This window comes from Kitasatospora sp. NPDC057223, from assembly GCF_042669755.1.
In the GTDB taxonomy this organism is placed as follows: Bacteria; Actinomycetota; Actinomycetes; order Streptomycetales; family Streptomycetaceae; genus Kitasatospora.
The window spans coordinates 13980-32578 of record NZ_JBHUWW010000104.1 but is presented as its reverse complement, the minus strand read 5'-3'; the positions used below and the strand labels follow the sequence as shown (position 1 = coordinate 32578).

General features: G+C 73.3%; 13 protein-coding genes. 2 read left to right on the top strand and 11 right to left on the bottom strand.

Annotated features, from left to right (window positions below; all coding sequences use genetic code 11):
- Positions 1 to 69: 69 nt before the first annotated feature.
- The 3 genes from ACFUK0_RS29325 to ACFUK0_RS29315 all read right to left on the bottom strand — a co-directional run bounded on the left by ACFUK0_RS29325 (position 70) and on the right by ACFUK0_RS29315 (position 3973).
- Complete coding sequence (locus tag ACFUK0_RS29325) at positions 70 to 1518, bottom strand: S8 family serine peptidase (protein WP_380255467.1); 1449 nt, start codon at positions 1516 to 1518, stop codon at positions 70 to 72.
- Positions 1519 to 1695: 177 nt separating this feature from the next.
- Positions 1696 to 3354: a WXG100 family type VII secretion target gene (locus ACFUK0_RS29320; protein ID WP_380255466.1), complete on the bottom strand. Its 1659-nt coding sequence runs from the start codon at positions 3352 to 3354 to the stop codon at positions 1696 to 1698.
- 49 nt (positions 3355 to 3403) lie between these two features.
- Positions 3404 to 3973, bottom strand: coding sequence for a hypothetical protein (locus tag ACFUK0_RS29315; protein WP_380255465.1), 570 nt, complete (start codon positions 3971 to 3973; stop codon positions 3404 to 3406).
- A 440-nt stretch (positions 3974 to 4413) separates the two neighbouring features.
- Between ACFUK0_RS29315 and ACFUK0_RS29310 the strand changes: the two genes are divergently transcribed.
- Complete coding sequence (locus ACFUK0_RS29310) at positions 4414 to 6339, top strand: FUSC family protein (protein ID WP_380255464.1); 1926 nt, start codon at positions 4414 to 4416, stop codon at positions 6337 to 6339.
- Positions 6340 to 6386: 47 nt separating this feature from the next.
- Here the strand turns inward: ACFUK0_RS29310 and ACFUK0_RS29305 are convergent, their stop codons facing one another.
- The 8 genes from ACFUK0_RS29305 to rsmI all read right to left on the bottom strand — a co-directional run bounded on the left by ACFUK0_RS29305 (position 6387) and on the right by rsmI (position 16546).
- Positions 6387 to 8183, bottom strand: a complete 1797-nt coding sequence (locus tag ACFUK0_RS29305) for an ABC-F family ATP-binding cassette domain-containing protein (protein ID WP_380255463.1) — start codon at positions 8181 to 8183, stop codon at positions 6387 to 6389.
- A 102-nt stretch (positions 8184 to 8285) separates the two neighbouring features.
- A complete protein-coding gene (locus ACFUK0_RS29300; RefSeq protein ID WP_380255462.1) occupies positions 8286 to 9215 on the bottom strand; it encodes a 4-(cytidine 5'-diphospho)-2-C-methyl-D-erythritol kinase in 930 nt (309 codons plus the stop codon).
- A complete protein-coding gene (gene rsmA / locus ACFUK0_RS29295; RefSeq protein ID WP_380255461.1) occupies positions 9212 to 10165 on the bottom strand; it encodes a 16S rRNA (adenine(1518)-N(6)/adenine(1519)-N(6))-dimethyltransferase RsmA in 954 nt (317 codons plus the stop codon). The genes ACFUK0_RS29300 and rsmA overlap by 4 nt, the downstream gene beginning before the upstream one ends.
- 50 nt (positions 10166 to 10215) lie before the next feature.
- Positions 10216 to 12318, bottom strand: a complete 2103-nt coding sequence (locus tag ACFUK0_RS29290; protein WP_380255460.1) for a serine/threonine-protein kinase — start codon at positions 12316 to 12318, stop codon at positions 10216 to 10218.
- Between the two features lie 130 nt (positions 12319 to 12448).
- Positions 12449 to 13327 carry a TatD family hydrolase gene (locus tag ACFUK0_RS29285; RefSeq protein WP_380255459.1) on the bottom strand — a complete coding sequence of 293 codons (879 nt, stop codon included), beginning with the start codon at positions 13325 to 13327 and terminating at the stop codon, positions 12449 to 12451.
- The gene (gene metG, locus ACFUK0_RS29280) at positions 13327 to 14946 is read right to left on the bottom strand and encodes a methionine--tRNA ligase (protein WP_380255458.1); all 1620 of its coding nucleotides are present in this window, start codon (positions 14944 to 14946) and stop codon (positions 13327 to 13329) included. The genes ACFUK0_RS29285 and metG overlap by 1 nt, the downstream gene beginning before the upstream one ends.
- Positions 14947 to 15026: 80 nt before the next feature.
- Entirely contained in the window at positions 15027 to 15449 is a 423-nt protein-coding gene (locus ACFUK0_RS29275; RefSeq protein WP_380255457.1) for a hypothetical protein, read from the bottom strand.
- A gap of 215 nt (positions 15450 to 15664) precedes the next feature.
- The gene (gene rsmI, locus ACFUK0_RS29270; protein WP_380255456.1) at positions 15665 to 16546 is read right to left on the bottom strand and encodes a 16S rRNA (cytidine(1402)-2'-O)-methyltransferase; all 882 of its coding nucleotides are present in this window, start codon (positions 16544 to 16546) and stop codon (positions 15665 to 15667) included.
- Positions 16547 to 16745: 199 nt separating this feature from the next.
- Between rsmI and ACFUK0_RS29265 the strand changes: the two genes are divergently transcribed.
- A complete protein-coding gene (locus ACFUK0_RS29265; protein ID WP_380255468.1) occupies positions 16746 to 18575 on the top strand; it encodes a dolichyl-phosphate-mannose--protein mannosyltransferase in 1830 nt (609 codons plus the stop codon).
- The last annotated feature ends 24 nt before the right edge of the window (positions 18576 to 18599 follow it).

Here is an 18599-nt window from a genome sequence, read left to right as displayed (position 1 = left end):
GACGCGCAGTGCGCGTCGCCGGCCCGTTCGTGCACCCGACCGGAGCGGCCGGCGGCTGGCGGCTAGCGGCTAGCGGGAGTACGGGTTGTCCGACGGCGGGTCGGCGGGCGCGCCGTACTGCGGTGGCGCGGGAGGCTGCTGCCCGTACGGGGCCTGCTGGCCGTACTGCGGCGGGGGCTGCTGACCGTACGGCGGCCGAGGCGCCCCCGGGTACCCCTGGGGCGCACCGACGGGCATCGGCACGGGTGCGGCAACGGCAGCCGCACTCGCCGCCGACCGACGCCGGGCCGCCACGATCGCCACCACCACGCCGATCAGGACGGCCGCACCGATCGCCCCGCCACCGATGATCCACACCGTGTTCGTCGAACCCGAGTCGTTCCCGTCCGCCGTCTGCGAACCGGGCACGGTGACGGCGTCGCTGCCCTCACTCGGCGCCGCATTCGTCGCGGGCGCACCCGCCGCCGGGGACTCGGCGGGTGTGGTGGCCCCCTTCGTCGGGTCGCCGGCGGGAGCGCTGGCGGCGGGCGAAGGGACGGGGTCACTGCCCTGCTGCCCGTCGAGCGGACTCACGTCGGCCGGACCCGGGTCACCCGGCGTGGTCAGTGCGATCCGGGGCCGTACGACTCCGAAGCCGACCTCGTCCGTACGGGCGGCGCCGCTGGAAGGCTTGCCGGCGGTGTTGATCAAAACGCGCAGGACCTGGTTCGGGCTCCAGTCCGGGTGTGCCGAAAAGACCAGCGCGGCAGACGCGGAAACAATGGCGGTGGCATCGGACGTCCCACGTGTCTTGCAATAGCCCGACGCTTCGCTGCACGGGTCATACATATCCATGCCCGGAGCTACCAGATCAATCTGCTTTCCCCGCTCCGACTCGTCGATCACCATGCCGTCTCGGCCAACTGCACCCACGGCCACAACGGTGGGTAGCGCAGCCGGGTACTGAACTGGATTTCCCTTCTGCGCACTATTTCCGGCGCCCGCAATCACCAGCGATCCCTTGGAACCAGCGTGGGCCACCGCCGCCTTGAGATCAGCAATGTCGGCAGCAGAGAAGCCTGCCGCGTCACCCGCCTGCGAGATGTTGATGACCTTCGCACCCTGGTCGGCCGCATAGATAATCGCCTGGTCGATCTGCCTCAGAAATTCTGAGCCACTCACCACTGAAGTGGAGTTCGATCCACTAAGAGTCTTGATCGGCAGAAGTTTGGAGCCAGGTGCCAGACCATAAGCACCCTTTCCACCCAGGCCCTTTCCAGAGCCGGCAATGAGCCCAGCGATACCGGTCCCGTGTCCGATGGCACCTTCACCGAGCCCACCAGGGAGCCCGCTGAAGTCCTTACCGGGTAGCAACTGACCGACCAAATCGGGGTGGTCCAGCTTGAAGCCCCCATCGATCACCGCAACCGTGACGCCAGCACCCTTCGTCGTCTGCCAAATCTCAGGTGCCTTCATCGCATCCAGGTGCCACTGCTGTTCCCGAATCGAGTCGACAGCAGCGGCCGGAGCGGCAGCCATGCCCACTACCACCCCAGCAGCCAGGAATGCCGCGGCGAACCGCCGCCCCCGCGTTCCCGCGTCCGTCCGCCGCATCACATGCTCCCTCGTCGCTCTCCCCGTCGGCCCGGAGCGGGTGCCCCGGACAGGTCTGCCCGGCCACGGAATTCACTCCGTGACCGGGCAGTTGGTCCGGCCTTACTCAATCACGTTGGGATTGCTCTGCGGGGTTCCGTTGGTCCAGGTCTCTTCGTCCTCGTGCAGGTAGTCGGCACGGTTGCGGCGCTCGCGTTCGCTCTTGCCCGCGCCGCCCTGACCGGGCATCATCCCGCCCTGGGCGCCACGTCCGGCTCCGCCCGCCGCACCCGCCGCGCCACCTGCGCCGCCGGCCGCCGCAGCCCGGTTCCGCAGGCCGGTGCCGCCGGCGGTGAACTCGCCGGCGGTGCCGGGGCCCCTACGGCCGCCGACCGTGCCGCCGGCCGTCGAGGTCAGGCCGCGGCCGCGCGAGCCACCGGCCGCACCGCCACCACCCGCTCCGCCACCGCCGCCGTGCATGCCGCCGGCGCCCATACCGCTGGCGCCGGCCGCGCGACCGGCCTGGCCCTCCTTGGCCCCGAACGCGCTGCTGCCCGCTCCGCCGCCACCGGCCGTACCGGAACGCCCGGCGACGCCGCCGCCCGTCGTCCCCGTACCGCTGCGGCCGGGGATGCTGCCACCGCCGAGGCTGCTGGTACCACCGCGACCGCCGCCGAAGCCACCGCTCGGCACGTAACCGCCGCCGATGCCGCCGCCACCCGCGTGGGTACCGCCACCGGCGCCGCCGCCCGGGGTGGTGGAGCCGGTGCCACCGCCGGGGGTGTACCCGCTATGCGCCGGGTTGGTCGTGTCCGGATACGTCGGCAGGCCGTCGATGCCGGTGCTCGGCGGGCGCGCGATGGTCCCCGGGGGCACCTGGAACCCGGGGTCCTGGGCGCGCGGAGGTGTGGTCGGGGTCCAGGGCTCCACCGGGGTGGGCTGCCACGGAGTCGTCGGCCGGGGCGGTGTCGGGTGGTAGGGCGCGGGAATCGACCCGCTGCCGCTCCCACCGCCGCTGCCGGAGCCGACACCGCCGACGCCGTAGCCACTGCCGCCGCCCGAACCGCCGATTCCACCGCCGGAGCCACCGGAGCCCTGGCCGCCACCACCGACCGAGACTTCCTCCGAGCCACTTCCCACATAGCCGGTGCCCGGCTGCGGCCCCACCACCGGCGCCTCCAGCGCGTTCAGCTGCGTGGTGGCCATGGTGTAGGTCTGCGCAAGCCGCTCCATCTCGTGGATGGCCTGCTGGTGGGCGATTTCGACGCGCTTCTGGGCGGCCTTCGCCTCGGCGTCGGTCACCCAGTTGGGGTCGATCTTGTCCGCGACCTTGTCCGCCGCGGCCGCGCCGACGCCGATGCCGAGGACGCCGAGCGGGGCGCCGAAGACGCCGCCGACGACCTTGACGGTCGTGTTCGGCTGGTCCTTGTGGCGGCTGACGGCCGCGATGTCGTCCTTCGGTACGGCGGGGAGGCCGTTCTTGGCGTCGTAGAGCGCCTGTCCGACCTGGCTGACCACGTCTCCGGTCACCCGCGAGTACTCGCTGATCGCGCCCGCGGTCTGGTGGACCTTGGTGGCGAACTGCCGGAAGGCGTCGGCTGCTTCGCCCTCCCACTCCAGTCGGCTGAGGTGCGAGGCGAGTTCGTTGCTGATGTCCGCCAGGGCCGAGGCGGCCATGCTGATGGTGACCCCGTGGGTGGAGACCTTGCCCGGGTCGGACTGCTCGATCATGGCCTTGAGCCGGGCGTGATCGATGCTCTCGAAGTTCGTACCGCCTGCCATCACATGCTCCCCGTGTCAGTGAACCGCGCGTCAGTGAACCGACTCGCCATCAGAACGCCACGTTTCCGTCACCCGCGGCCGGCCTGGTGACCGGCGTGGCGGGGGTCGGCGTGACGGGCCCCGGCCGGCCGCCGTACCCGCCCTGGGCGAGGTTTGAGTACGAGTTGCCGCCCTGCTGGTAGACGGCGTTGGCCGCGCTCTCCTGCTGCTCCTCGGTGGCGCCGTAGCCCGCGGCGGTCGTGCCCAGGGCGGCGCTCATGCCGTCGATCTGGTTACCCAGTGCGCTGATGAGCTGCGGCAGGTTGTTGAACGCCCGCTCGTACGCGCGCATGAGGTCGGACGACTCCGCGAAGCCCGTACCGAGGTTGTCCTGGTGCAGTTGGAACTCGGAGAGCTGGGACACCGTGGCGGGCGAGGACTGCAAGGCGCTCAGCAGTTCCTCCGCACGCTTCTTGAACTCGACCAGGGTCTCGACCTCGACCTTGACGCTCTGTGCGCCGTACGTCGCCACCAGCTTGGCGGCGGTGACCGCGGCCGCCGCCACGCCGCCGGTCACCCAACCGATCGGGTCGCCCGGCGTTGTTCCGCCGCCACCGTCTGCGATAACGGAATTCACCACAGCAATCCACCTCTCCCCCGCGTGGGCCGCCGATCGGCCGCCCCACCGCACAACACCATCAACAACGGGTCATCAACTACTGTCACTCGTACGCCTGCTCGGCATGCGACCGGCCCCGGGTCAGTCGCCGCCAGGGTCAATCGTAGCCACCCCCTCCGTCGGCGCGGCAGGGGCCATCGCGGACCCGTGCCAGATCGGTACGAACTTGACACGTACAGAACCCGTCGATCCGACGGTCCGTCAGTCACGGCGGGCTCACCAGCGGATTCGGGGCGCACACGTCACGATAGACTGAAGCGACCGGTTCACCCCGGTACGAACCATTCTGCCGCGCAACGTCGCACAGCAGCGCCCCTGGCCCCCGGTGCGCCACGACGCCGCGAGACCCGCAGATGCGTGCGACCGGGAGCGGCCATGTACAGCGGATCGGACGTGATCGCGTGTCAGCCGAGCGGCCGGAGCCCCTGCCGACCCGCCCGAGGACTCCCGCCTGGTGGGCCAGCGCCGCCCGCCCCTCCCGGCCGCCGCTGCCGCTCGCGCTGATGGCCCGGGCCGCCGTCGGGATGGCCGTGCCGCTTGCCCTCGGCCTCGTCCTCCACCGCCTCGACCTCGGTGTCTTCGCCGGTCTCGGTGCGATGCACGCGACCATGAACGACCGGGTCGAGCCGACCCGCCTGCGGGCGCCGCGGATCGCCGGAGCCGTCCTCTGCTCGGCTCTCGGCATGCTGATCGGCTCGGCCCTGCAGGAGTCCGGTACCGGTGTGCTGGTCGCGGGGCTGGTACTGACGGCGGTCGGGTTCGTCTCGGGGGCGGTGAGTGCGACGGGCCCGCGCGGTTCGGCCGCCGGGTTGCTGCTGCTGGTGTCGGCCTCGCTCGGCAGCGGCATGCCGATGGCGCGGCCGTGGTGGGCGGCCGGGCCGATGATGCTGGCCGGTGCGGCGCTGGTGGTCGTGCTGGGTCTGCCGCACCTGGGCCGGCGCCGGCGCCCGTACGCCGATCCGCGCAACCGGGCGATCGCGGCCGCGTACGACGCGCTGGGTCTGATGCTGGCCGATCTGGGCACGCCGCAGGGGGCCCGGTCCCGGCAGTTGCTGACGGCCCGGCTGAACCTCGTGCAGGACCTGCTGCCGCCGACCCGGGCCCGCGAGTCGGCCCGGGGTGCGCGCCTGCGCCGGATGTACGAGGCGGGGCTGGCCGCGACGGAGGCGGCGACCGGGCTGCTGTGGGCCTGGCGGCCGGTGCCGCCGGAGGCGGCGGCGGTGCCGGGGGCGCTGGCCCGGGCGGTGGAGCGGGGCGGCGGCGAGGTCGCGGTGCCGGACTGGCGGCCGGACACGCCGTCCCGCCGGGCTCTGGACGCGGCGTTGCGCTCGGCGGCCGACACGGTGGCGGGACGTCCGACGGTGGTGGCGACCGCGCCGGCGCCGCCGCCCGATCCGTGGCGGATGCGCGGGCGGCTGCTGTCGCGCGGTTCGCTGCGGTACGGCCTGCGGGTGGCGCTCTGCATCGCGGTGGCGGAGACGGCCACCGCCTGGCTGCCGCTGAGCAAGAGCTACTGGGTGCCGATGACGGTCGCCTTCGTGCTGAAGCCGGATCTCGGGTCGGTGTTCCTGCGGGCGGTGAGCCGTTCGGTGGGCACCGTGCTCGGGGTGGCGGTGACGGCGGGGATCCTGTCGCTGACCACCGATCCGTGGACGCTGACGGTGATCGCCGCCGGCTGCGTGGCGCTGCTGCCGTACGCGACGGCCGTCCACTACGGGCTGAACACGGTGGTGATGACGCCGATGGCGCTGGTCCTGCTGCAGCTCGGGGGGCAGCCGGGGACGTCGGAGATCTGGCCGAGGGTCCTGGACACGGTGCTGGCCAGCGCGATCGTGCTGCTGTTCGGCTACCTGCTGTGGCCCGAGCGGCCCCGGCACCGGATCGAGCCGCGGCTGGTCGACGCGACCTCCGCGCTGCACGCCTACCTGCTGTCGGTGGCGGAGGCCGGCCGCGAGCCGGTGGCTCAGGTGTGGCTGCGGCGGACGGCGTACCGGGCGCTGGCGGAGGCCCGCCGGGAGGTCCAGAACGGGCTGGCCGAGCCGCCGCCGACCGGGCGCCTGGCCGAGCAGTGGCTGCCCGCGACGGCGGCGCTGGAGCGGCTGAGCGGCGCGGTGGCGGCGTACGCGGCGCAGATCCGGTACGGCGGGCGGATGCCCGACCCGGCCGAGGTGGAGCGGGTGCAGCGGGCACTGGACGCCCTGGCGGCGGCGGCCCGGGCGCACCGGCCGCCGACCCGGCCGGCGGAGCGCCCGACGGGGCCGCACGACCCGACGCGCAGTGCGCTGGGCCGTGCGGCGAACGAGCTGGAGAAGCTGCTCGAACCCTGAACGCGAAGGTGCGGGCGTCGGACCTGCCCAGCCGGCGGCAGCGGGCGTCAGACCTGCTCGGCCAGGTCCATCCAGGCCAGCTCCAGGCCCTCCTTCTCGTCCTTGACGGCCCGCAGCTTGGCGTCCAGCTCGGCGACCTTGGAGAAGTCGGCGGCGTGCTCGGCGAGCTGGGAGTGCAGTTTGGCCTCCTGCTGGTCGAGCTTGGCGATCTGCCGCTCGATCCGCTGGAGCTCCTTCTTCGCGGCCCGGGTGTCGCCGGCCGGCCTGGCGGCAGCGGTGCCGGCGGGCAGCGCGGGGGCCGCCTCGGCGGCGATCCTGGCGCGGCGCTCCAGGTACTCGTCGACGCCGTTCGGGAGCATCCGCAGCTTCTGGTCGCCGAGCATGGCGTGCACGGTGTCGGTGGTGCGCTCGATGAAGAACCGGTCGTGGCTGATGACGACCATCGAGCCGGGCCAGCCGTCGAGGAGGTCCTCCAGCTGGTTGAGGGTCTCGATGTCGAGGTCGTTGGTGGGCTCGTCGAGGAAGAGCACGTTGGGCTCGTCCATCAGCAGGCGGAGCAGCTGCAGGCGGCGGCGCTCACCGCCGGAGATGTCGCCGACGGGCGTCCACTGCTTGTCCTTGCCGAAGCCGAACTGCTCGCACAGCTGGCCGGCGCTCATCTCGCGGCCCTTGCCGAGGTCGACCCGGCTGCGGATCTGCTCGACGGCCTGCAGGACCCGCATCGCCGGGTCCAGCTCGGCGACCTCCTGGGACAGGTAGGCGAGACGGACGGTCTTGCCGACCTTGATCACGCCGGAGGCGGGCTGGACGTCGCCCTCCGAGGCGTAGGCGTCGCGCATGGCGCGCAGCAGCGAGGTCTTGCCGGCGCCGTTGACACCGAGCAGGCCGATCCGCTCGCCGGGGCCGAGGTTCCAGGTGAGGTTCTCCAGCAGCAGCTTCGGGCCGGCCTTGACGGTGACGTTCTCCAGGTCGAAGACGGTCCGGCCCAGGCGCGCGTTGGCGAACTTCATCAGTTCGCTCTTGTCGCGGGGCTCCGGCACGTCGGCGATCAGGGCGTTGGCGGCCTCGATCCGGTAGCGCGGCTTGGCCGTCCGGGCGGGGGCGCCGCGGCGCAGCCAGGCGAGCTCCTTGCGGGCCAGGTTCTGGCGCTTGGACTCCTCGGTGGCCTCGATCCGGGAGCGCTCGGCGCGGGCGAAGACGTAGTCGGAGTAGCCGCCCTCGTACTCGTGCACCTCGCCGTGCTGGACGTCCCACATCCGGGTGGAGACCTGGTCCAGGAACCACCGGTCGTGGGTGACGCAGACGAGCGCGGAGCGGCGGTTCTGCAGGTGCTTGGCGAGCCAGGCGATGCCCTCGACGTCGAGGTGGTTGGTGGGCTCGTCGAGGACGATCAGGTCGGGCTCGCCGAGGAGCAGCTTGGCGAGCGCGATGCGGCGGCGCTCACCACCGGAGAGCGGGCCGATGACGGTGTCCAGGCCCTGGCCGAAGCCGGGGAGGTCGAGGCCGCCGAACAGGCCCTCGATGATGTCGCGGATCCGGGAGTCGCCGAGCCACTCGTGGTCCTCTCGGTCGGCGATCACCTCGTGCCGGATGGTCGCCTTCGGGTCGAGCGAGTCGTGCTGGGTGAGGACGGCCATCTGGACGCCGCCGGCGTGGGTGATCCGCCCGCCGTCCGGCTCCTCCAGCTTGGCGAGCATCCGGATGAGGGTGGTCTTGCCGTCACCGTTGCGGCCGACGACCCCGATGCGGTCCCCCTCGCTGACGCCGAGGCTGACCCCGTCGAGAAGGGCCCGGGTGCCGTAGACCTTCGTGACGGACTCGATGGTGGCGAGGTTGACGGCCACGTGTGCTGCGCTCCTGGGATCGGCTGGGCCGGGGGGTGCCCCGGTCTCCCAAGAGTAGTGGGGTGCGGGCGGGCGCCGGTCCGGCGTCCGCCCCGGCCGTCGTCAGTGCGCGAGGACGGCCGCTCCGGGGACGGGGCCGCGGGTGGCGTGGGCGGTGCGGCAGGTGCCGGATTCCCGCAGCGCCCCGGCGACGGCCTCGGCCGCCTCGGCGTCCTTGGCGAGGAAGGCGCAGGTGGGGCCGGAGCCGGAGACCAGCGCGCCGATCGCGCCGGCCTCGGTGCCCGCGCGGAGGGTGGCGGCGAGGGCGGGCCGCAGCGAGAGCGCGGCCGGCTGGAGGTCGTTGGCGAGGGCCGCCGCCAGGGCCACCGGGTCGCCGTCGGCGAGGGCGGCGAGCAGGGCCGGGTCGGCGTCGGGGGTGGGGACGTCGGCCTCGGTGGAGCCGGTGCCGGACTCCTCGCGCAGCCGGTCGCACTCGTGGAAGACGGCGGGGGTGGAGAGTCCGCCGTCGGCGACGGCGAACACCCAGTGGAAGGTGCCGCCGACCGGCAGCGGGTCGAGGATCTCGCCGCGGCCCCGGCCGAGGGCGACGCCGCCGAGCAGCGCGAACGGGACGTCCGAGCCGAGGTCGGCGGCGAGGCCGAGGAGGGTGTCCAGCGGGGTGTCCAGGGCCCAGAGCGCATCGCAGGCGACCAGGGCGGCGGCGCCGTCCGCGCTGCCGCCGGCCATGCCGCCGGCCACCGGGATGTCCTTGGCGATGTGCAGGTGGACGTCCGCGTCGATGCCGTGGTGGGCGGCGAGCAGCCGGGCCGCGCGGGCCGCGAGATTGGTCCCGTCCAGCGGCACCTGGCCGGCGTCGGGGCCGCTGCAGGTGAGGGTGACGCCGGTGCCGGGCGCCGAGGCGCTCGCCGTCACCTCGTCGCCGAGGGCGACGGCGAAGAAGACGTTGGCGAGGTCGTGGTAGCCGTCCCCGCGCAGGCCGCCGACGCCCAGCTGGACGTTGACCTTGGCGGGGACTCGGACGGTCACACTCACTGGGCTTCCCCTGCGGGCTCGGGCTCGGCGCCGTTCTCGGGCCCGGCGACCGGCTCGGGCCCGTCGACGGTCTCGGGCCCGGCAACCGGCTTGTGCTCGGCGATGGCGGCGAACTGCTCGACCGTGAGCATCTCGCCGCGCAGCTTGTGGTCGATGCCGGCGCCGGCCAGGGCCTGCTCGGCGGCGGCCGCGGAGCCGGCCCAGCCGGCCAGCGCGGCGCGCAGGGTCTTGCGCCGCTGGGCGAACGCGGCGTCGACGACCGCGAACACCTCCTTGCGGGTGGCGGTGGTCTGCGGCGGGTCGCGGCGGATCAGCGAGACCAGGCCGGAGTCGACGTTCGGCGCGGGCCAGAAGACGTTGCGGCCGATGGCACCGGAGCGCTTCACCTCGGCGTACCAGTTGGCCTTGACCGAGGGCACGCCGTAGACCTTGTTGCCGGGCTTGGCGGCGAGCCGGTCGGCGACCTCGGACTGCACCATGACGAGCGTCCGCTCGATGCTGGGGAAGGTCGCCAGCATGTGCAGCAGGACGGGCACGGCGACGTTGTACGGGAGGTTGGCGACCAGTGCGGTGGGCGGCGGGCCGGGCAGCTCGGTGACGTCCATGGCGTCGCTGAGCACCAGGTCGAAGTCCTTGGCGCGGGCGGGCAGCCGGGCGGCGATGGTGGTCGGCAGGTGCGCGGCGAGCAGCGGGTCGATCTCGACGGCGGTGACGTGGGAGGCGACCTCCAGCAGCGCCAGCGTGAGCGAGCCGAGCCCGGGCCCGACCTCGACCACGGCGTCCTCGCCCGTCACGTCGGCGGCGCGGACGATCCGCCGCACGGTGTTGCCGTCGATGACGAAGTTCTGCCCGCGCTGCTTGGTCGGCTTGACGCCGAGCGCGGCGGCCAGCTCCCGGATGTCGGAGGCGCCGAGGAGGAAGCTGTCAGGGGTGGGGTCGGTGGTGCTCACCCGCCAAGGATACGGGCGGGCCGGGTGCCCGCTCGGCACCTGCCGCCCCGCTAGGCGGTCCACCGGCGTGAGATCTCCTCGGCCTCCCGGAAGAGGACGAGCTGTTCCTCGCGCCGCCCGAGCTGCCCCAGGCTGAATCCCCGGGCGAAGAGGGTGGCGGGGAGGCGCGGCTCGTACGTTCCGGGGTCGGTCAGCGCCAGCCTGCGGACGATCTTCTCCGCCTCCAGCAGGGGTGCCAGGGATTCGTCCCAGCGCCCCAGCTCCCGCAGGGTGTTGCCGAGGGAGTAGAGCGTGCGGGCGAGTCCGGGTTCGCGCGCGTCGGGGTCGGCGAGGGCCAGCCGCCGCCGCAGCTCGACCGCCTCCCGCAGCGGGACGAGGGACTCCTCCCAGCGCCCCAGTTCCTTCAGGGCGTCCCCGAGGGAGGCGAGGGTGCGGGCCAGGCCGGGCTCCTGGGTGTCGGGGTCGGTGCGGTCCAGGCGCCGGCGCAGTTCCACCACCTCGCGGAGCGGCCCGAGTGCCTCCTCCCGGTGGCCCAGCTCTCCCAGGATGAAGCCGATCAGGTAGAGGGCGGTGGCGAGGCCGGGCTCGAAGGTCGCCGGGTCGGTCAGGGCGAGTTCGCGGCGCAGCTCCACCGCCTCCCGCAGCGGGACGAGGGCCTCCTCCCAGCGGCCGAGCTCTCCCAGGGTGTCCCCCAGGATGTACAGCACGCGGGCCAGGGCGGCTTCGTGGATGCCGGGGCCGGCCAGGGCCAGCGTCCGCCACTGTTCGAGCGCCTCCCGCAGTACCTCCAGGGACTCCTCCCGGCGGCCGAGCCATCCGAGGGTCGATCCGAGTGCGGAGAGCGTGGCCGCGAGGCCGGGGAGGTGGGCGGCGGGATCGGCCGGTACCAGGCTCCGCCACAGCTCCACCGCCTCCCCGAGTGCCTCCAGGGCTCCCTCCCAGTTCCCCGACCGCCCCAGGTAGCCGCCGAGGCTGTGGAGTCTTCGGGCGAGGCCGGCCGCGTGGACGCCGGGATCGGCGTCGGCCAGCCATCTGGACAGTCCCACCGCCTTCACCGCCACCGCCACGGCCTCCCGGTAGCGCTTGCGGTCGGCCAGCTCGGCCGCCAGGGCGGTCAGTTCGGCCACGGACCGGGCGAGATCCGGATCGGCGCTGTCCGTCCTCCTGGAGGCCGCTCCGGAGGCCGGCCCGGCGGCCGGGGCGGGGCGGACGGCGGTCAGCTGCCCGGCGCTCGCGGGTACGGAAGCGGGCACGGACGCGGCTGCGGACGCGGGTACGGGTACGGACAGCGCGGGCCGGACGGGTGCTGCGGGGTGCTCCGCCCGGGCGGCGGCGGCGAGGGCCGCGGCGATGGCGGTGAGCCGGCCGGCAACCTCCATGGCGTTCGGCGGCCGCCGGTCCGGGTCCTTGGCGAGGAGGTCGAGGACGAGGCCGTCCAGCGCGGCCGGGACGCCGGGGCGGGTGGCGCCGGGCGGGTCGGGGATCCGGTCGAGGTGGGCGAACAGCAGGGCCGCCACCTCGCCGGTGCCGAACGGCGGCGCGCCGGTGAGGAGTTCGTGCAGTAGGCAGCCGAGGGAGTAGAGGTCGCCGCGGGCGTCACCGACCTTGCCGCGCAGGCGTTCGGGCGGCATGTAGGCGACGGTGCCGATGACGCGGCTGGCCTGGGCGCTGGTGGCGGCGGTGTACCGGGCGATGCCGAAGTCGAGGATCTTGACGGCGCCCCCGGGCACCAGCATCAGGTTGGCGGGCTTGAGGTCGCGGTGCAGGACGTTGCTCGCGTGCGCGGCGGCGAGGGCGTCGGCGACCTGGGCGGTCCAGCCGACGGCCGTGGCGATGTCCGGCAGCCCGTCCTTGAGGACGCGGCCCAGGTCCCGGCCGGGGATGAGCTCCATCACGAGGTACAGCGTGCCGCCGGAGTCCTGCCCGACGTCGTGGACGGTGACGATGCCGCGGTGGCTGAGGCTGCCGACGGTGCGGGCCTCCCGGAAGAAGGACTCCACCTCCTGCGGCGCCGCCTCGGCGTGGTACTGCAGCAGTGTCTTGACCGCGACCGACCGCCCGATCAGGAGGTCCGTGGCCGCCCACACCTCCCCCATGCCACCCCGGCCCAGCAGAGCGTCCAGCTCGTACCGGCCGCCGATGACTCGCCCCACCCCGAACCCCCTGCTCGCCCGCCCCGCCGTCCGGCACTCGTGCCGACGGTCAGTGTTCCAGGTGTGCGGGGCTCCGTTGACGAGTTACCCAAGCCGTGACCGGGGGTCCGCCCGTGCGGGGCCGGTCGGCTCAGTAGCCGAAGGCCCGCGCGGTGTTCGCGGCGATCGCGGTGGACAGCTCGTCCTCGTGCAGGCCCAGGGTGGCGGCCATCGACCGCACCGTGACCGGGATCAGGTACGGGGCGTTGGGGCGGCCCCGGTACGGGTGCGGGGTGAGGAAGGGGGCGTCGGTCTCGACCAGGACGCGTTCCAGCGGGGTGGCGAGCAGGGCGTCCCGCAGCGGCTGGTTGGCCTTGAAGGTGACCGGGCCGGCGAACGAGAGGTACCAGCCGTGCTCGGCGCAGACCTTGGCCATCGCGGCGTCGCCGGAGTAGCAGTGGAAGACGGTGCGCTCGGGGGCGCCCTCCTCCAGCAGCACCCGGATGACGTCCTCGTGGGCGTCCCGGTCGTGGATGACCAGGGCCTTGCCGTGCCGCTTGGCGATCTCGATGTGGCGGCGGAAGGACTCCTGCTGGATGTCCACGCCCTCCGGGCCGGTGCGGAAGTAGTCGAGGCCGGTCTCGCCGACGGCCCTGACCTGCGGCAGTGCGGCGAGCGCGTCGATCTCGGCGAGCGCCGCGTCCAGGGCGGCCGCCCCGCCGGCCGGGCGCTGCTGCCCGGACCAGGCGTCCGGGTCGCCGAGGAAGATCCGCGGCGCCTCGTTGGGGTGCAGGGCGACGGCCGCGTGCACCTGCTCGAACTCGGCGGCGAGTTCCGCCGCCCAGCGCGAGCCGGGCACGTCGCAGCCGACCTGGACGACGGTGGTGACCCCGGCGGCGGCGGCCTTCGCGAGGCTCTCCGCCGGGGTACCGGACTGCATGTCCAGATGGGTGTGCGAGTCGGCCACCGCCACCGCCAGCGGGGCGGGCGGGGGCGGCGGCGTCGACCGGTCGTCGTCCTTCCTGGCCATCAGACTGCGGGCTTCTCTTCCAGGCGGGGGAACAGGATCTCGCCCTTGGTGATGGTGGAGCCGACGGGCAGCCGGCCCCAGTCACCGGTGGTGGCGATGCGCTGCGCGGCCAGCTCGCCGAGGCCGGCCTCGGCGCCCAGCGAGTCCCACAGCTTCTCGGCGGTGACGGGCATCACCGGGTTGAGCAGGACGGCGGTGGCGCGCAGCGACTCGGCGGCGGTGTAGAGGATGGTCGCGAGACGGGCCCGGCCCTCCTCGCTGTCGTCCTTGGCCACCTTCCAGGGCTCCTGGTCGCTGATGTAGCCGTTGACCTGCTTGACGAACTCGAAGATCGCCGCGAGGCCGCCGGAGAAGTCCAGGTCCTCGCCGATCTTCTGGTCGGCCGCGCGGACGGCCTTGGCGAGCCCGTCGGCGACGGCCTGCTCGGCCGGGCCGTCGGCGGTGGCGGCGGGCAGGGCGCCGCCGAAGTACTTGCCGACCATGGCGGCGACGCGCGAGGCGAGGTTGCCGAAGTCGTTGGCCAGCTCGGAGGTGTACCGGGCGGAGAAGTCCTCCCAGGAGAACGAGCCGTCGGTGCCGAACGGGATGGCCCGCAGGAAGTAGTAGCGGTAGGCGTCGACGCCGAAGTGCGAGGTGAGGTCCTGCGGCGCGATGCCGGTGAGGTTGGACTTGCTCATCTTCTCGCCGCCGACCATCAGCCAGCCGTTGGCGACGACGCGCTTGGGCAGCGGCAGCCCGGCGGCCATCAGCATGGCGGGCCAGATGACGGCGTGGAAGCGCAGGATGTCCTTGCCGACCAGGTGCACGGAGGCCGGCCAGAGCTCGGCGAAGCGCTCGGGGTCGCTGCCGTAGCCGGCCGCGGTGATGTAGTTCTGGAGGGCGTCGACCCAGACGTAGAGGACGTGCTTCTCGTCCCAGGGCAGCGGGACGCCCCAGTTGAAGGTCGAGCGGGAGATCGAGAGGTCCTGCAGGCCCTGCTCGACGAAGCGCAGCACCTCGTTGCGGGCCGACTCCGGGGCGATGAAGCCGGGGTTCTCGGCGTAGAACTCCAGCAGCTTCGGACCGTAGGCGGAGAGGCGGAAGAAGTAGTTCTCCTCCTCCAGCCACTCGACCGGCTTCTTGTGCACGGGGCAGAGCTTCTCGTCCTCGGTCGCGCCGTCGAGCAGCTCGGCCTGGATCTTGTACTCCTCGCAGGGGACGCAGTACGGGCCGGAGTAGCCGCCCTTGTAGATCTCGCCCTTGTCGAAGAGGTCCTGGACGAACTCCTGCACGCGGTCCGTGTGGCGCTGCTGGGTGGTGCGGATGAAGTCGTCGTTGGCGATGTTCAGGTGCTGCCAGAGCGGCTTCCACGCCTCCTCGACCAGCTTGTCGCACCACTCCTGCGGGCTGACGCCGTGGGCGTCGGCCGTGCGCATGATCTTCTGGCCGTGCTCGTCCGTACCCGTCAGGTACCACACCTTCTCGCCGCGCTGGCGGTGCCAGCGGGTGAGGACGTCGCCTGCCACGGTGGTGTACGCGTGGCCCAGGTGCGGGCGATCGTTGACGTAGTAGATCGGGGTGGAAACGTAGTACGCCGGGGTCGGGGCCCCGGTGTCGCTGTGGTCTGAAGTGGCCGCCATGGTCGGAAAGCTTAGTCGCGTGCGGGGACCGCCCTCGACCCATTACTCCGGGGGCGGTCCGCACTGCCTGCCGGGGCGGGTCAGCCGCGCAGCCAGGCCCAGAAGCCGGCCAGGCGGCCGCGGGTCGACTCGTGCAGCGTCCGGTCGGGCGTGGCGGGTTCGGCGTGCGCGGGGTAGCCGGGCGCGTGGTGCCAGGACCGCTCGATCCCGGCGACCCGGCCGGCCGGCATGATCCGTACGGTGTGGCCGCCGCAGCCGGGGCAGGTCGGCTTCAGCAGCGGCGACGGCACCCGGACGCCGTTGGCGTGGTACTCGATGACGGTCTGCCCGTCCCGGGCCACGTGGTGCTCGATCTCGTACGCCTGCTCCCAGCCGTACCCGCAGCTCAGGCACGCGAAGGAGTAGGCCTCCCGGACGGTCTCCACGGGAGTGTGCGGCCGGCTGCCCAGGCCGGCCCCGCTCAGCGCGTTCTCACCGAGGGGGGTGCCGATTGTGTCGCTCATCGCGGTCTCCCAGCGCCCGCCGGGCGCTCGCCCGGACCGGGTCTTTCCTACCGGTCAATGCCCTGGCCGCCGCCGCCGATACCGGGCTTGTCAAGACTTGGACCGGGATTGGGAATCCCTGTACGAAGTCCGGGCCAAAGCTTCAGGGCATCGGGCGTTTACCTGGGCCTTTTCTCCAAGGTACGCGCCTGCGGCCACACCGGCACCCCCTCTGCTCAGGGCTTCCCGGGGGCCCCTGCGCCCCCACCGGTCCGCGCCGCGAGCTTCGCCGCGACGACCGCGTCGAAGACGTCCCGCTTGGGCAGCTTGAGGTCGGCGGCGACCGCCGCGATGGCCTCCTTGCGGCCCTCCCCGGCCTCCTCGCGGACGGCGACCCGGCGGGCCAGGTCCTCCGGCGTGGTCTCCAGCGGGCCGGCCGGCGGGGCGCCGGCCACCACGACGGTGATCTCACCGCGGACGCCGTCGGCGGCCCAGACCGCGAGCTCCCCGATCGGGCCGCGCTTGACCTCCTCGTACGTCTTGGTGAGTTCGCGGCAGACGGCGGCCGGGCGGTCCGGGCCGAAGGCCTCGGCCATCGCGGTGAGGGCCTCGGCGATCCGGTGCGGGGCCTCGAAGAAGACCATGGTGCGCGGCTCGGCGGCGACCTCGGCGAGCTGGCGGGCCCGGTCGCCGGCCTTACGGGGCAGGAATCCCTCGAAAGTGAAGCGGTCGACCGGCAGCCCGGACAGTGCGAGCGCGGTGAGCACGGCGGACGGGCCGGGGACAGCGGTGACCTTGATCCCGGCCTCGACGGCGGCGGCGACCAGCCGGTAACCGGGGTCGGAGACGGACGGCATGCCGGCGTCGGTGACCAGCAGCACGCGGGAGCCGCCGAGCAGGGCCTCGACCAGTTCGGGTGTGCGCCCCACCTCGTTGCCCTCGAAATAGGAGAGCACCCGGCCGGCCGGGGTCACGTCCAGGGCCTGGGTGAGCCGGCGCAGCCGCCGGGTGTCCTCGGCCGCGATCACGTCCGCGGTGGCCAGCTCGCTGACGAGCCGGGGCGGGGCGTCCGAGACGTCGCCGATGGGGGTGCCTGCCAATACCAGTACGCCTGTCACGTGCCCCATCCTCCCAGGGTTTGCCGCCGGGCCCGCGCGGCGGAGCTTTTCGGACGAACCGGGCAGCTTCGGAGGGAGCGGCCGCACCGGGACGCGGCGCCCCTACGATGTGCGGGTGAACGGCGACATGGCGGCGACAGCGCCCACCGGCGCGGGGCCCACTGGTACAGACCACACCCCGCCGGGTGGCGCCGGCGTGCTGGGCCGGGCCGGCGAGCCGTCGCCCGCCGTCCCGGCGCCGCGCGCCCCCGGGGACGGACCGGACGACGGGCCCGGCGACGACCCGGCGGGCGGCCGGGGCCCGCTGACGGCCTGGCGCCTGCGGCTGGCCGGGCACGGCTGGAACCCGCCGGAGCGGGCCGGCCTCACCGAGCGGCTGGTGCCCCCGATGCCGGAGCACGGCGGTCCGCCGCTCGTGCTGAACCGGCTCGGGATCTTCCCGCCGCCGTGGCTCTGGGCGTGGCTCTGCCGCTGGGCCGGCTGGCTCGGACCGCTGACGGTGGCGCTGTTCGGCGGCGTCCTGCGGTTCACCGGCCTGGGCACCCCGCACGCGGTGATCTTCGACGAGACGTACTACGCGAAGGACGCGTACGCGCTCTGGCACGGCGGCTACGAGATCAACTGGGGCGACGGCGCCAACGAGGCGATCATGGCGCCGCAGCAGAGCATCCCGTACCGGGCGGACCCGTCGTACGTGGTGCACCCGCCGGTGGGCAAGTGGATCATCGGCCTGGGCGAGCAGGTCTTCGGGATGAACCCGTTCGGCTGGCGGGCCGCGGTGGCCCTGCTCGGCACCCTCTCGATCCTGATGGTCGCCCGGATCGGGCGGCGGCTCTTCCGCTCCACGCTGCTGGGCTGCGTCGCCGGGCTGCTGCTGGCGGTGGACGGGCTGCACTTCGTGATGAGCCGGGTCGCCCTGCTGGACCTGGTGGTGATGTTCTGGATCCTGGCCGCCTTCGGCTGCCTGCTGCTCGACCGGGACCGCACCCGGGGGCTGATCGCCCGCCGCCTCGACGGCGCCGCCGACGCCGCCCTCGCCCGCCGGATGAACCTCGGCTGGCGCCCGTACCGGATCGCGGCGGGCGTCTGCGTCGGCCTGACCTGCGCCACCAAGTGGAGCGGCCTGTACGTGGCGGTCGCCTTCGGCCTGCTGACCGTCGTGTGGGACGTCGGTTCGCGCCGGCTCGCCGGGGCCGCGCACCCGTACCTGTGGACGCTGGTCCGGGACGCGGTGCCGGCGTTCTGCTCGATCGTGCTGACCTCGGTGGTCGTCTACGTCTCGTCCTGGGCCGGCTGGTTCGCCAGCAGCAGCGTCCCGGGCCAGGGCGGCTACGGGCGGGACTGGGCCGCGCACCGCCACGGCCTCTCCCCCGAGTTCGTGCCGCTGCCGGGGCTCGGCCAGGTGAAGATGCCCTTCCAGGTCGACCTGACCTGGGTGCCGGACGCGCTGCGCAGCCTGTGGCACTACCACTCGACCGTCTACGACTTCCACACCCACCTGACCAGCCCGCACACCTACCAGTCGAACCCGTGGAGCTGGCTGGTGCTGGGCCGGCCGGTCTCGTACTTCTACGAGTCGCCGAAGCTCGGCACGGACGGCTGCCGGGTGAACGAGTGCGCCCGCGAGGTGCTCGGCATCGGCACGCCGCTGCTGTGGTGGACGGGCGTGGTGGCGCTGGTCTACTGCCTGTACCGCTGGGTGGCCCGGCGGGACTGGCGGGCCGGCGCGGTGCTGTGCGGGCTGGCCGCCGGCTACCTGCCGTGGTTCGCCTACCAGCAGCGCACGATCTTCCTGTTCTACGCCGTCGCGTTCGTGCCGTTCCTGGTGCTCGCCGTGACCATGCTGATCGGGGCGGTGATCGGCCCGCCGGGAGCCTCCCAGGACCGCCGGATCATCGGCGCCACGGCGGCCGGCGCCATCGTTCTCGCCGTGATGTGGAACTTTTTGTACTTCTATCCCCTCTATACAGGGCAGACGATTCCGATGGACGAATGGCGGGCCAGGATGTGGTTCACCAGCTGGATCTGAGGCGGACCGGCCGCCCGGGGACCG

Excerpts from the sequence above, each read along its gene's own strand:
- ACFUK0_RS29325 (WP_380255467.1), bottom strand. The coding sequence starts at position 1,518 with ATGGCTGCCGCTCCGGCCGCTGCTGTCGACTCGATTCGGGAACAGCAG.
- ACFUK0_RS29320 (WP_380255466.1), bottom strand. The coding sequence starts at position 3,354 with ATGGCAGGCGGTACGAACTTCGAGAGCATCGATCACGCCCGGCTCAAG.
- ACFUK0_RS29285 (WP_380255459.1), bottom strand. The coding sequence starts at position 13,327 with ATGGCCAGGAAGGACGACGACCGGTCGACGCCGCCGCCCCCGCCCGCC.
- metG (WP_380255458.1), bottom strand. The coding sequence starts at position 14,946 with ATGGCGGCCACTTCAGACCACAGCGACACCGGGGCCCCGACCCCGGCG.
- ACFUK0_RS29275 (WP_380255457.1), bottom strand. The coding sequence starts at position 15,449 with ATGAGCGACACAATCGGCACCCCCCTCGGTGAGAACGCGCTGAGCGGG.